Annotated in this window: 1 protein-coding gene; it reads right to left on the reverse strand. The window is 74.6% G+C overall.

Annotated features, from left to right (window positions below; genetic code table 11):
* Positions 1-18: 18 nt before the first annotated feature.
* On the reverse strand, positions 19-14,409 hold the full coding sequence (locus tag ABJI51_RS40175) for a type I polyketide synthase (protein ID WP_431605714.1): 14,391 nt from the start codon (positions 14,407-14,409) through the stop codon (positions 19-21).
* Positions 14,410-14,417 lie beyond the last annotated feature (8 nt).

Below are 14,417 nucleotides of genomic sequence, written 5' to 3' on the forward strand. Positions count from 1 at the left end.
GTGCTCCTAGGTCAGGGGTCAGGAGGTGCGCAGGCCGTCGAGGACGTCGAACAGCTCGTCGTCCGTGGCTTCGCCGAGGTCGGCGCCGCCGGTCACCGGCCCCGCCGGGCCCAGCCGGTTCAGCAGCGTTTCCAGCCGCAGCGCGAGCTCCGCGCGGGCCGGGCCGTCGCCGACGCCGTCCGCCAGTGCCGCTTCCAGCCGGTCGAGCTCGGCGAAGCCGGGCGCCGCGTCGCCGGGCAGCAGCTCGGCGAGCACGTGCCCGGCCAGCGCCTGTGCGCTGGGGTGGTCGAACACGAGCGTCGCCGGCAGCCGCAGCCCGGTCGCCGCGGACAGCCGGTTGCGCAGGTCGACCGCGGTGAGCGAGTCGAACCCGAGCTCACTGAACGCCTGAGCCGGGTCGAGCGCCGACGGCGACGCGTGCCCCAGCACGGTCGCCGCGATGCCGCGGACCAGGTCGAGCACGGTCCGCTGCCGCTCGACGACCGACATTGCCAGCAGCCGCTCCCGAAACGCTTCCATCGCGGTGGTAGCGGCAGCGTCGGCCTCCGCTTCCGCGGCGAAGATGCGCTGGACGTCCTCGACTCCGCCGATCAGCGGGCTCGGCCGTCCCGAGGTGAAGGCGGCGGTGAACCGGGCCCAGTCGACGTCGGCGACCGCGACGAAGGTGTCGTCGAGGTCGAGTGCCCGCTGCATGCCGCGCATGCCGGCGGCCGGGTCCATCGGCGACAGGCCGTGCCACTCGGGGTTGAGGTCCATCAGATCCTCGACCACGACACCGTCGTCGAGCACGTGCTGGGCATCCCAGACACCCCAGGCGATCGACGTCGCGGTCCGCCCGGCCGCCCGGCGCCGCTCGGCGAGGGCGTCCAGGTAGGCCGACCCGGCCGCGTAGGCGCCGTGGTCGCCGCTGCCCCACACCCCGGCGATCGAGGAGAAGAGCACGAAGGCGTCGAGGTCCCGGCCGGCGAACAGCTCGTCGAGGTACGCGGCGCCGGCGACCTTGGCCGCGAGGATGTCCGCGAACTCCTCCACAGTGGACTCCGCGAGCGCGGTGAGCCGGATCAGGGCGGCGGCGTGCACCACCGACCGGATCGGCCCGTGCTCGGCCTCGGTCTTCTCGACCAGCAGCGCGAGGGCATCGCGGTCGGCGACGTCGCAGGCGGCGACGGTGACGCCGACCCCGGCCTCGGCGAGTTCCGCGGCCAGTTCGGGCATGCCGGTGGCCGCCATGCCCCGGCGGCTGGTGAGCACCAGGTGCCCGGCGCCGTCCTCGGCGAGCTTGCGGGCGATGACCGGGCCGAGTGCCCCGGTCGCGCCGGTGACCAGCACGGTTCCGCGCGGCCGCCACGGCGCCGGGACGACGTCCGGGCGCGCGGCCCGGACCAGGCGCCTGCCGAAGACGCCGTCGCCGCGCACGGCGACCTGGTCTTCGGGGCCGTCGCCGGTGATCGTGGCGAGGCAGCGGCGCAGGGCCTCGGCGTCCGGCTCCGGCGGCAGGTCGACCAGCCCGCCCCAGCGCTGGGGCTGTTCCAGGCCGAGGACCCGGCCGAAGCCCCAGGTCTGCGCCTGGACCGGGTCCGGCGGCAGGTCGGCCGGGCCGGTGCTGACGGCACCGCGGGTCACGCACCACAGTGGCGCGGTGATCCCGGCTTCGGTCAGCTTCTGTGCCAGGACGAGGTTCGCGACGAGCCCGGACGTGACGCCCGGCCGCAGTCCGCTGCGGTCGGCGGCGAGCAGGGAGACGACGCCGGTGAAGTCGCCGTCCAGCGCGTCACCAGGGCCGGTCACGACGACCTCGTGGCCCTGCCGGACGAACTCCGCGATGACGGGGTCGCCGTCGTCCGGCGTCACGAACAGCCACCGGCCCGGCTCGCCCGCCGCCGGCTCGGCGACCGGCGCCCACTCGACGCCGTAGCGCATCGAGTCCACAACGGACTCCTGCGCCCGGTCGACGCGCCAGCGCGCGAGCGCGGGCAGCACCGCCGCCACGGCTTCGGCGTCGGCGCCGAGCACCGCGGCCAGCCCGGCCGGGTCGCCGTCCTCGACGGCGGACCAGAACCCGGCGTCTTCCGCGGCCGCCGCGGCGGGCAGCTGGAAGTCGAGCCAGAAACGCTGGTGCTGGAACGGATACACCGGCAGGCCGACCCGCCGGGCCCCGGGGAAGACCGAGGCCCAGTCGACCGCCACGCCCTGGACGTACAGCTCGGCGGCCGACAGCAGCACCCGGTCCAGCCCGCCGGCGTCACGCCGGAGCGTCCCGCCGGTGACGGCCGGGCGCTCGGCACGCTCGGCCGTCTCGCCGATCGCCATGGTCAGCACGGGGTGCGGGCTGCACTCGACGAACACGCCGTGTCCCGACTCCAGCAGCGCCCGCGTGGCCTGCTCGAACTCCACGGTCTGCCGCAGGTTCCGGTACCAGTAACCCGCGTCGAGACCGGCGGTGTCGACCGGCTCGCCGGTGACCGTCGAGAAGAACGGCACCCGGGCCGCCCTCGGCGTCACCGGCGCCAGCAGCTCGCGCACGCGGTCCTCGATGCGGGCGACGTGCGCGGAGTGCGACGCGTAGTCCACCGGGATCCGCCGGGCCCGCACGCCGTCGGCGACGCAGGCGTCGTGGAAGCGGGTCAGTTCGGCCGCACCGCCGGACACGACGACCGCCGCCGGACCGTTCACCGCGGCGACCGACAGGTCCGCGTAGTCCGCCAGCCGCGCGCGCACCGCGTCGGCGCCGAGCGCGACCGAGAGCATCCCGCCCTCGCCCGCGATGTCCCGAATCGCCTGGCTGCGCAGCGCCACCACCCTGGCACCGTCCTCAAGCGACAGTCCACCCGCGACGACCGCCGCGGCGATCTCGCCCTGGCTGTGTCCGAGCACCGCGTCCGGCCGGACACCGAGCGACTCCCACACGGCGGCCAGCGACACGAGGATCGCCCACAGCACCGGCTGGACGACGTCGACCTGCTCGATCGGCTCGCCCGCCCGCACGACGTCCAGCACCGGGAAGTCCACATGAGACGCCAGCGCCGCCGCGCACTCGGCCATGCGCGCCGCGAACACCGGGGACGCGTCGAGCAGTTCGGCCGCCATCCCCGTCCACTGTGAACCCTGGCCGGGGAAGACGAAGACGACCTTCCCGGGAGTTCCCGCGACACCTTCGGCGACACCGGGGCCGGACAGCGTTCGCAGCCGCTCCTTCAGCTCGGCGGCGTCGCGGCCGACGACGACGGCCCGGTGGGTGAACTCGGACCGGGTCGTGGCCAGCGAGAACCCGAGGTCGGCCGGGTGCCGATCGTCCACTGCGGACAGCAGGTTGGCCGCTTGGTCCCGCAGCGCCTCGGCCGTGCGGGCCGAGAGCACCCACAGGATCGCGGGCGGCGTGACCGGCTCGGCCACCGGCGTCACCTCGGGAGCCTGTTCCAGGATCAGGTGGGCGTTGGTCCCGCTGACCCCGAACGACGACACCCCGGCGCGGCGCCGGTCGCGCGCCGTCCACGGCCGCGGCTCGGTGAGCAGCTCGACCGAGCCCGCGGACCAGTCGATGTGCGTCGAGCGCTCCTCGGCGTGCAGGGTGCGCGGCAGGACGCCGTGGCGCATGGCCAGCACCATCTTGATCACGCCCGCGACACCGGACGCGGCCTGGGTGTGGCCGATGTTCGACTTCACCGAACCCAGCCACAGCGGCGTTTCCCGGTCCTGCCCGTAGGTGGCCAGCAGGGCCTGCGCCTCGATCGGGTCGCCCAGCGACGTCCCGGTGCCGTGCGCCTCGACGGCGTCCACATCGGACGGACGCAGGCCGGCCATGGCCAGTGCCTGGCGGATCACGCGCTGCTGCGACGGGCCGTTCGGGGCGGTGAGGCCGTTGGACGCGCCGTCGGAGTTGACCGCCGAGCCGCGGATCACCGCGAGCACCGGGTGTCCGTTGCGCTGGGCGTCGGACAGCCGTTCCAGGACGACCATGCCGATGCCCTCGGCCATGCCCATCCCGTCCGCGGCGGCGGAGAACGCCTTGCAGCGGCCGTCCTTCGCAAGCCCGCGCTGACGGCTGAACAGCACGAACGGCGCCGGCGACGCCATCACGGTCACGCCGCCGGCGATGGCCAGGTCGCTCTCACCGGTGCGCAGCGACTGCCCGGCCATGTGCAGCGCCACCAGCGACGACGAGCACGCCGTGTCGAGGGTGACGGCCGGGCCTTCGGTGCCGTAGGTGTAGGCCAGCCGCCCGGCGGTGACGCTCATCGAGGTCCCGGTGAGCAGGTGGCCTTCGGTGCCTTCCGGCGGTTCGGCCAGGCCGGCGCCGTAGGACGACGTGCTCGCGCCGACGAACACGCCGGTGCGGCTGCCGCGCAGCGTGGCCGGGGTGATGCCGGCGGCTTCGAAGGCCTCCCACGACGTCTCCAGCAGCAGCCGCTGCTGCGGGTCCATCGCCAGGGCTTCGCGCGGGCTGATCCCGAAGAACGCCGGGTCGAAGCCGCCGACGCCGTCGAGGAACCCGCCCTCACGGACGTAGGTCTTGCCCGGGGCGTCCGGGTCGGGGTCGAAGAGGCCGTCGACGTCCCAGCCGCGGTCGGCGGGGAACCCGGTGATGCCCTCGCCGCCCGCGTCGAGCATCCGCCACAGGTCCTCGGGCGAGGCGACGCCGCCGGGGAGCCGGCAGCTCATGGCGACGATCGCGATCGGCTCGTCGGTGCCGGTGGTGACGACGGCCTCGGCGGTCTCCTGCCCGCCGCCGAGGTGCCGTGCCAGCGCTTCGGGGTTCGGGTAGTCGAACACGAGCGTGGCGGGGAGCTTCCGGCCGGTGGCCGCCTGGAGGCGGTTGCGCAGCTCGATGGCGGTGACGGAGTCGAAACCGAGGTCCCGGAAGGCGCGCCCGGCGTCGATTTCGGCGCCCGAGTCGTACCCGAGCACGGCCGCGACCTGCGCGCGGACGACGTCGAGCAGATCGGCCGCCGGTTCCGGCGCCTGCTCCTGCACGAGCCGCCGGACCTCGGGGATCTCGCGGAAGAGCGGGCTCGGCGTACCGGAGACGGCGACGACGCGCGCCCAGTCGATGTCGACGACGACGGCGCTGGTCTCGTCGTGGTCGAGCACCCGCTGCAGGGCGGCGATGGCCAGGTCCGGGTCCATGGCGGGGACACCGCGGGAGAGCATGCGCTCCTCGACGGCGGGCGTGGCCATGCCCCCGGCGGCCCAGTGCCCCCAGACGACGGCGGTGGCGGGCAGCCCCGCGGCCCGCCGCTGCCGAGCGAGGGCGTCGACGAAGGCGTTGCCGGGCGCGTAGTTGCCCTGCCCGGCGGCGCCGAACATGCCGCCGAAGGAGGAGAACAGCACGAACGCGTCGAGATCGAGGTCCCGGGTCAGTTCGTGCAGGTTCACCGCGGCTTCGGCCTTGACGCGCAGGACATGCTCGACCTGCGCGAGGTCCAGCTGGTCAAGCAGGGCATCATCGAGCGCGGCGGCCGTGTGGACCACGGCGGTGAGCCGGACGTCGTCCAGAAGTGCCGCCAGCGCGTCGCGGTCGGCTAGGTCCACTGTGGACACGGTGACCTGGCAGTGTTCCTGCAGTTCGGCGACGAGTTCGGGGGCGCCGGGAGCGTCGAGCCCACGTCGTCCGGTAAGGATGACGTGCTCGGCCCCGCCGCGGGCGAGCCACCGGGCGACGTGCGCGCCGAGGGCGCCGGTGCCGCCGGTGACGAGCACGGTACCCGAGGGACGCCAGTCCCGCTGCGGGGTTCCGTCGGTGGCGTGGGCCAGTCGCCGGGCCAGGACGCCGTCGGTGCGGACGGCCAGCTGGTCTTCCGCGGGTGCGGCGAGGACGGAGCTGACCCGGTCGGCGCCCGTGGTGTTCGATTCGGCCGGAAGGTCGATCAGGCCACCCCAGCGAGCCGGGTGTTCCTGGCCGACGACCGGGCCCAGGCCCCAGAGGAGGGCCTGTTCGGGATTGTCGACAGGATCGGCCGGTCCCGTGCTCAGGGCGCCGCGGGTGGTCACCCACAGGGGTGCGTCGACGCCGGCGTCCCCGAGAGCTTGGACAAGGGTGACGGTGGCGGCGTGCGCCAAGGGGACGGCGGGGTGGTCCGGGTGCCGCCCGGGAGCGGCGGCGAGGAGCGAGAGGACGCCGGTGGCGGTGCGGTGCTCGCCCAGCTGGGCGGCGAGCGTGGCGCGGTCCGCGGCCGGGTCGACGGGGATGCGGGTGACTTCGGCGCCGTGGGTGGTGAGGGAGGTTTCGAGGAGGTCGGCCCAGGTGGGCGAGGTGGTCTCGGCCCCGAGGCGGTCCGCCCCGGCAGGCGAGGTCACCTCGGCCCCACCGGCGCGGTCCGCCCCGGCAGGCGAGGTCACCTCGGCCCCACCGGCGCGGTCCGCCCCGACGGGCGAAGTCACCTCGACCCCACCGGCGCCGGGGACGGCCGAGGCCCGAGCAGCGCCCGAGTCCGGCGAGGTCACCTCGGCCCGGTCCGCCCAGCCGTCACCACCCTCCGGCACCAGCAGCAGCCAGCGGCCACTCAGCTTCGCCGGGCTGAGCCGCACCGGCCGCCACGTCACCCGGTACCGCCAACCGTCCACTGTGGACTTCTCCTGACGGCGCCGCCGCCACGACGAGAGCACCGGCAGCACCGAACTCAGCGCCGCGCGCTGCTCCTCGTCCGCGTCCAGGCCGAGTGCGCTCAGGTCCGCGGTCTCCACCGCCGTCCAGAAGCGGGTGTCCTCCGGGTCCGCCGAGCGCGGCTCCGGGTCGCTCGGCCAGAACCGGCGATGGCGCCACGGGTACGTCGGCAGCTCCACCCGGGCCGCGCCCGTCCCCTCGAACGCCACGGTCCAGTCGACCGGCACCCCCGCCACGAAAGCCGTGGCCAGCGAGCGGGCGAGGCGGTCCGCGCCGCCGTCGTTGCGGCGCAACGTTCCCGTTGCCACGATGGCGCGGTCTGCTGCGTCCGCCGTCTCCTCCACGCCCGCCGTGAGCACCGGGTGCGCGCTGCACTCGACGAACGCCGTGTGCCCGTCGGCCAGCAGCCCCGCCACCGCGCGGTCGAAACGCACCGGCTCGCGCAGGTTGCGATACCAGTACTCCGCGTCCAGCGCCGCCGTGTCCAGCTCCTCGCCGGTCACCGCCGAGACGAACGGGATCGAGCCCGTCCGCGGCCGTACCGGGGCCAGCGCCGACGCCAGCTCCCCGGCCAGCAGCTCCACCTGCGCCGAGTGCGACGCATAGTCGACGGCGATCCGCCGCGCTCGGACGTCCACAGTGGACAGCAGCTCGTCGAGTGCCGCGGCCTCGCCGGACACCACGACCGACGACGGCCCGTTCACGGCGGCGAGCGAAATCCGCTCACCCCACGGCGCGATCAGCTCCTCCGCCCGCGACGGCGAGACCCCCAGCGACACCATCCCCCCGAGGCCGGACAGCCGCAGGATCGCCTTGCTGCGCAGAGCAACTACCCGGGCACCGTCCTCAAGCGACAGTCCACCAGCGACAACCGCCGCGGCGATCTCTCCCTGCGAATGCCCCACCACGGCAGAAGGATCGACCCCGTACGACTGCCACACCGCGGCCAGCGACACCATGACCGCCCACAACGCGGGCTGCACGACGTCCACCCGCTCGAGGTCGCCGTCGAGGACGTCCAGCAGCTGCCAGTCCACGAACGGTGCCAGCGCGGCCGCGCACTCGGCCATCCGCGCGGCGAACACCGGTTCAGTCTCCAGCAGCGCACGACCCATCCCGGCCCACTGCGAACCCTGCCCCGGGAACACGAACACGGTCTTCCGCCCCGGCCGCGCCACCCCGGTGACGACGTCCGCGGCCACCCCGGACGAGGCGAAAGCCTGCGCCGCCTCGGCGTGCCCACCGAGGACGACGGCCCGGTGCTCGAACAGCGCCCGCGTCGTGACCAGCGAGAACCCGACATCGACCGGGTCACCCGCCACCGCGGCCACGGCGCCGGCCTGCGCCCGCAAGGCCTCCTCACCCCTGGCCGAGAGCACCCACGGCACCGCGCTCCCCAACCGCCCCAATGTGGCCTTCGGTGCGCTTGTGAACACAGCGGCGCGAAGCGCCTCCGTTGAGGGTGGCGGTGGGGGCATGGGAGGAGCACCCAAGGCGTCCTTGGGGCGCTCCGGCGACTCCAAAATCACGTGCGCGTTCGTCCCGCTGATCCCGAACGACGACACCGCCGCGCGGCGCGGCCGTCCCGTCTCCGGCCACGGCTCGGCCGCCGACAGCAGCCGGATCGCGCCCGACGACCAGTCCACGTGCGGGGTCGGCGTCGCCGCGTGCAGGGTCTGCGGCACGACGTCGTGGCCGAGCGCCAGCACCATCTTGATCACGCCCGCGACCCCCGCGGCCGCCTGCGCGTGCCCGATGTTCGACTTCACCGAGCCCAGCAGCAGCGGGTGGGCGCGGTCCTGGCCGTAGGTGGCCAGCAGCGCGTCCGCCTCGATCGGGTCACCCAGCGACGTCCCGGTCCCGTGCGCCTCGACGACGTCCACATCGGACGCCGCCAGCCCCGCGTTCGCCAGCGCCGCCCGGATGACACGCTGCTGCGAAGGACCGTTCGGTGCGGTGAGGCCGTTGGACGCGCCGTCCTGGTTGACCGCCGTCCCGCGGACCACCGCCAGCACCGGGTGCCCGAGCCGCTGGGCGTCGGAAAGCCGTTCCACCAGCAGCATTCCGACGCCTTCGGCCCAGCCGGCGCCGTCGGCGTCGGCGGAGAACGCCTTGCAGCGGCCGTCACGCGACAGGCCGCGCTGGTGGGAGAACTCGACGAACGTGCCCGGCGTGGCCATCACCGTCGCGCCGCCCGCCAGCGCCATCGTGCACTCGCCCGAACGCAGCGACTGGACCGCCAGGTGCAGCCCGACCAGCGACGACGAACACGCCGTGTCGACCGTGACGGCCGGGCCTTCGAACCCGAACGTGTACGCGATCCGGCCCGACGCGACACTGCCGGAGTTGCCCACGCCGAGGAAGCCCTCGACGTCGTCCGGGCCGCCGGACAGCCGCGGGCCGTAGTCGTGGTACATCAGCCCGGCGAACACGCCGGTCCGGCTGCCGCGCACGGTCGCCGGGTCGATGCCCGCCCGCTCGAACGCCTCCCACGCCGCCTCCAGCAGCAGGCGGTGCTGCGGGTCCATGGCCAGCGCCTCACGCGGCGAGATGCCGAAGAAGCCCGGGTCGAAGTCGGCCGCGCCGTCGAGGAACCCGCCCCGGCGGACGTACGTCTTCCCCGCCTGCGGCTCGGGCGCGTAGAGCGCGTCGAGATCCCAGCCACGGTCGGCGGGGAACTCGGTGATGGCGTCGCCGCCGTCACGCAGCAGCCGCCAGAGCTCTTCCGGCGAGGTGACGCCGCCGGGGAAACGGCAGCTCATGCCGACGATCGCGATCGGCTCGTCCGACGCGGCGACGGCCGTCACCGCGGCCGAAGCCACCGGGCCGCCCAGCTCCGCGCGCAGGAACGCGGCGAGCGCGGCCGGCGTCGGGTGGTCGAACACCAGCGCCGCGGGCAGCCGCAGCCCGGTCGCGGCCGACAGCCGGTTGCGCAGGTCGACCGCGGTCAGCGAGTCGAAACCCAGGTCACGGAAGGCCATCGCGGTGTCCACAGCGGACACGTCGGGGTGCCCGAGCACCACGGCGACCTGCGTGCGGACCATCTCGGTCAGCACGCGGTCGCGCCCGGCGTCGTCGAGCCCGGCCAGCCGCGACCGCAGACCGGGGTCGGCGGCGGTCGCCCGCGCCGGGACCAGCTTGCGCAGCACCGGCGGAACGGCCTGGTCGCGCAGCGCGGCGACGTTCAGCTTCACCGGCACCAGCACCGGCTCGCCCAGCGTGCGAGCAGTGTCGAACAGCGCGAGCCCCTGCTCGTCGCCCAGCGGCGGGAACCCGGCACGCGCCATCCGCCGCCGGTCGGCGTCGGTCATCGCGCCGGTCATGCCGCCGCTGCGCGCCCACAGGCCCCAGGCCAGCGACTGCGCACCCGGCCGCCGCCGGGCGAGGGCGTCGAGGACGGCGTTGGCCGCGGCATACGCGGCCTGCCCGGCACTGCCGAGCGTCCCGGTCGCCGAGGAGAACAGCACAAAGGTCGGGGCGTCGACGAGTTCGTCGAGCACCAGCGCGGCGTCCACTTTGGACGTCAGGACGCGCTCGAAGTGGTCCGGGGTCAGCGATTCCACGACGCCGTCGGCGAGCGCGCCCGCAGCGTGGACGACGGCGGTGACGTGCTCGCCGTCGAGAAGCGCGGCGAGCTGGTCACGGTCGGCGACGTCGCAGCGGACGACGCGGACGTCCGCGTCGAGGTCACCGAAGTCGCCCGTGCCGGTGCGGCTGGTGAGCAGCAGGCGGCGGGCGCCGTACCCGGTCACCAGGTGCCGGGCCAGCAGCGAGCCGAGCGCGCCGGTGCCGCCGGTGATCAGGACGGTGCCGCTGACGTCGAACGCGGGCGCGGCCCCGGCGTCCGGCTGCTCGGCGCGGACCAGCCGCGGGACGAGCACGGTGCCGTCCCGCAGCACGGCCTCGGGTTCCTCTCCGGCAGCGAGGACGGCCAGGAGCGGCGTGAGGTCGTCGTGGTCGGTGTCGGCGAGCAGGAACCGGTCCGGGTGCTCGGCGCGGACCGAGCGGACCAGGCCCCAGACGGCCGCGGCCGCAGGGTCGGCGCCGGTGGTGGCGCCGCGGGTGACGAACACCAGGCGGCCTTCGGTTTCCGCCAGGTGCGCGTGGATGCGTTCGAGCGCGTCGGCCAGGACGCGCCGGACGCTGCCGCCGACGTCGGCCGGGTCGCCGGTGACGTGGACCAGCGGCAGGTCCGCGCCGCCGGACGATGGCACGGCGACCGGTGTCCACTCCGGACGGAACAGCGAGTCGGCGACCAGCTGCTGGGCGGCCAGGGGCCGCAGGACCAGCGACGACACGGTGGCGACCGCCACGCCGGCGGAGTCGGCGACGTCGAGCGCCACCGCGTCGTCCCCGGCCGGGCGGATCCGCACGCGCAGCGCGGCCGGGCCCGCCGCCCGCAGGACCGCGCCGGACCAGGCGAACGGCAGCAGCGCCCGCTCGCCGCCGCCGAGGGCCGCGGCCTGCAGGGCGGCGTCGAGCAGGGCCGGGTGCAGCCCGAACCGCGCCGCCTCGGGCGCGAGCGCTGCCGGTAGCGCGACCTCGGCGTAGATCTCCTCGCCGAGCCGCCAGGCCGCGCGCAGGCCGCGGAAGGCCGGGCCGTAGGCGAAGCCCTGTGCGGCGAACCGGTCGTGCAGGCCGTCGACGTCGAGGGCTTCGGCGCCGGACGGCGGCCAGGTGAGCAGGTCCGTGCCCGCCGGCTCGGTGCCGCCGAGGACACCGCTCGCGTGGCGGGTCCAGCCGTCGTCGTCCGCGCGGCTGAACACGTCGATCGGCCGCCGTCCGGTGCCGTCGGCCGCGCCGACCGAGACCTGGACCTCCAGGCTGCCCTCCTCGGGCAGCACCAGCGGGGCCTCCAGGACCAGGTCTTCCACGACCCGGCCGCCGGTCTCCTGCGCGGCGCGCGCGGCGAGTTCGAGCATCGCCGTGCCGGGCAGCACGATCGAGCCGCGGACGACGTGGTCGGCCAGCCACGGGTGCGACCGCGGGGAAAGCCGCCCGGTGAAGAGGTAGCCGTCGCCGTCGGCGAGCGCGACGACCGCGCCGAGCAGCGGGTGCCCGGCGGAGCCGGGGACGGACTCGCTGGTCACGGCGGGCGCGTCGAGCCAGAACGGCGTGCGCTGGAACGGGTAGGTCGGCAGCTCGGCGCCGGTCGCGTCGACGCCGTCGAACTCCGGCGTCCAGTCGACCTCGACGCCGTGGGCGAAGGCGGTGCCGATCGAGGTGAGCAGCCGGTCGCGGCCGCCGTCGCCGCGGCGGAGGGTGCCGACGGCGGTTTCGGTCTCGCCGAGGCCGGGCACGAGCACCGGGTGCGGGCTGCACTCGACGAACACCGGCTTGCCGCCGAACTGCCGGATCGTCCGGTCGAAGTGGACGGTCTGACGCAGGTTGCGGTACCAGTACGCGGCATCCAGCGCGGCGGTGTCGAGCAGCTCGCCGGTGACGGTGGAGTGGAACGGGACGTTCCCGGTCCGCGGCCGGATCGGCGCGAGAGCTGCGTGCAGCTCGGCTTCGATGGCCTCGACGTGCGCGGAGTGGGACGCGTAGTCGACGGCGATCCGCTTGGCGGGAACGTCCAGGGCCATCAGCTCGTCGAGGGCACCGGCGTCCCCGGAGACGACGACCGAGGCGGGCCCGTTGACGGCGGCGATCGCCAGCCGGTCACCCCACGGCCGGATCAGTTCTTCCGCGCGTTCGACGGGAACGGTGAGCGACACCATGCCGCCCTGCCCGGCGATGTCCCGGATCGCCTTGCTGCGCAACGCGACGACGCGGGCACCGTCCTCAAGCGACAGTCCACCCGCGACCACCGCGGCGGCGATCTCGCCCTGCGAGTGCCCCACGACGGCAGCGGGTTCGACACCGTACGAACGCCACACCTCGGCCAGCGACACCATCACGGCCCACAACGCGGGCTGCACGACGTCGACGCGCTGGAGGTCGCCGTCGAGGACGTCCAGCAGCTGCCAGTCGACGAACTTCTCCAGCGCGGCCGCGCACTCGGCCATCCGCGCGGCGAACACCGGAGACGATTCCAGCAGCTCACGGCCCATCCCGGCCCACTGAGAACCCTGCCCGGGGAACACGAACACCGCCCGGCGCATTCCCCGCGCGACGTGTGCTCCCACGCCCTGTTCGGCCAGGGCGGTCAGCCCGGCACGAAGGTCCCCGGCCACGACGGCCCGGTGCTCGAACAGCTGCCGCGACTTCACGAGCGCAGCCCCGACCGCGGCGGTGTCCCCGTCCACCAGCGGCAGCAGGTTCCGCGCCTGCGCCCGCAGCGCCGCCTCACTCCGTGCCGAAATCACCCACGGCACCGCGCTCCCCAACCGCCCCAATGTGGCCTTGGTTGCGCTCAACGCACCGAAGGCCGCCTTGGGTGCGTCCAACGCACCGAAGGCCACATTGGGGCGCTCTGGCGACTCCAAAATCACGTGGGCGTTCGTCCCGGAGACCCCGAACGACGAGATGCCCGCCCGGCGGACGTCCGTCGACGGCCACTCGACCGGCTCGGTGAGCAGCTCCACGGACCCGGCCGACCAGTCGACGTGCGGCGAAGGCGCGTCGACGTGCAAGGTGCGCGGCAGCACGCCGTGACGCATGGCCTGGACCATCTTGATGATCCCGCCAACACCCGCCGCGGCCTGCGTGTGCCCGATGTTGGACTTGAGCGAACCGAGCCACAGTGGACGGTCACGGTCCTGCCCGTACGTCGCCAGCAGCGCCTCCGCCTCGATCGGGTCGCCCAGCGACGTCCCGGTCCCATGTGCCTCGACGACGTCCACATCGGACGCCGTCAGTCCCGCGTTGGCCAGCGCGGACCGGATGACCCGCTGCTGCGCCAGCCCGTTGGGGGCGGTCATGCCGTTGGACGCGCCGTCCTGGTTGACCGCCGTGCCGCGGATCACCGCCAGCACCGGGTGGCCGAGGCGGCGCGCGTCGGAAAGCCGTTCCAGCAGCAGGATTCCGGCGCCCTCGGCCCAGCTGGTGCCGTCGGCACCGGCGGCGAACGCCTTGCAGCGGCCGTCCGGGGCCAGCGCCCGCTGGCGGCTGAACTCGACCAGCGCGGACGGTGTCGCCATCACCGACACGCCGCCCGCCAGGGCCAGTGTGCAGTCGCCTTGGCGCAGGGCCTGGGCGGCCAGGTGGACGGCGACCAGCGACGACGAGCACGCCGTGTCGACGGTGACCGCGGGTCCTTCGAGCCCGAAGGTGTAGGCGACGCGGCCGGAGGCGACGCTGCCCGCGCTGCCGTTGCCGAGCAGCCCCTCGAACCCCTCCGGGACCTGGTACATCCGGCCCGCGTAGTCGTTGTACATCACGCCGGCGAACACGCCGGTGCGGCTGCCGCGGACCGCGTCCAGGGTCAGCCCGGCGCGTTCGAACGCCTCGTAGGAGATTTCCAGCAGCAGCCGCTGCTGCGGGTCGATGGCCAGCGCGTCGCGCGGGCTGATGCCGAAGAACGCCGGGTCGAAGTGGTCGGCGTCGTGCAGGAACCCGCCTTCGCGGGTGTAGACCTTGCCCGGCTGGTCGGGGTCCGGGTCGTACAGGCCCTCCAGATCCCAGCCGCGGCCGGTGGGGAAGCCGGTGACGCCGTCGCCGCCGCGCGCGACGAGGTCCCACAGCTGTTCGGGCGAACCGGCGCCGCCGGGGTAGCGGCAGCTCATCCCGATGACGGCGATCGGCTCGCCCGCCGCCGCTTCGAGCCGCCGGTTCAGTTCCCGCAGCCGGTCGCTCTCCTTGAGCGACGCGCGCAGGGCTTCGACGATCTTGTCCGGTGATGTGGCCATGGTGGTGGTCTCCGCGATGAGGTCGG

Origin of the sequence: Amycolatopsis melonis (assembly GCF_040064235.1) — a bacterium.
GTDB classification, from domain to species: domain Bacteria; phylum Actinomycetota; class Actinomycetes; order Mycobacteriales; family Pseudonocardiaceae; genus Amycolatopsis; species Amycolatopsis melonis.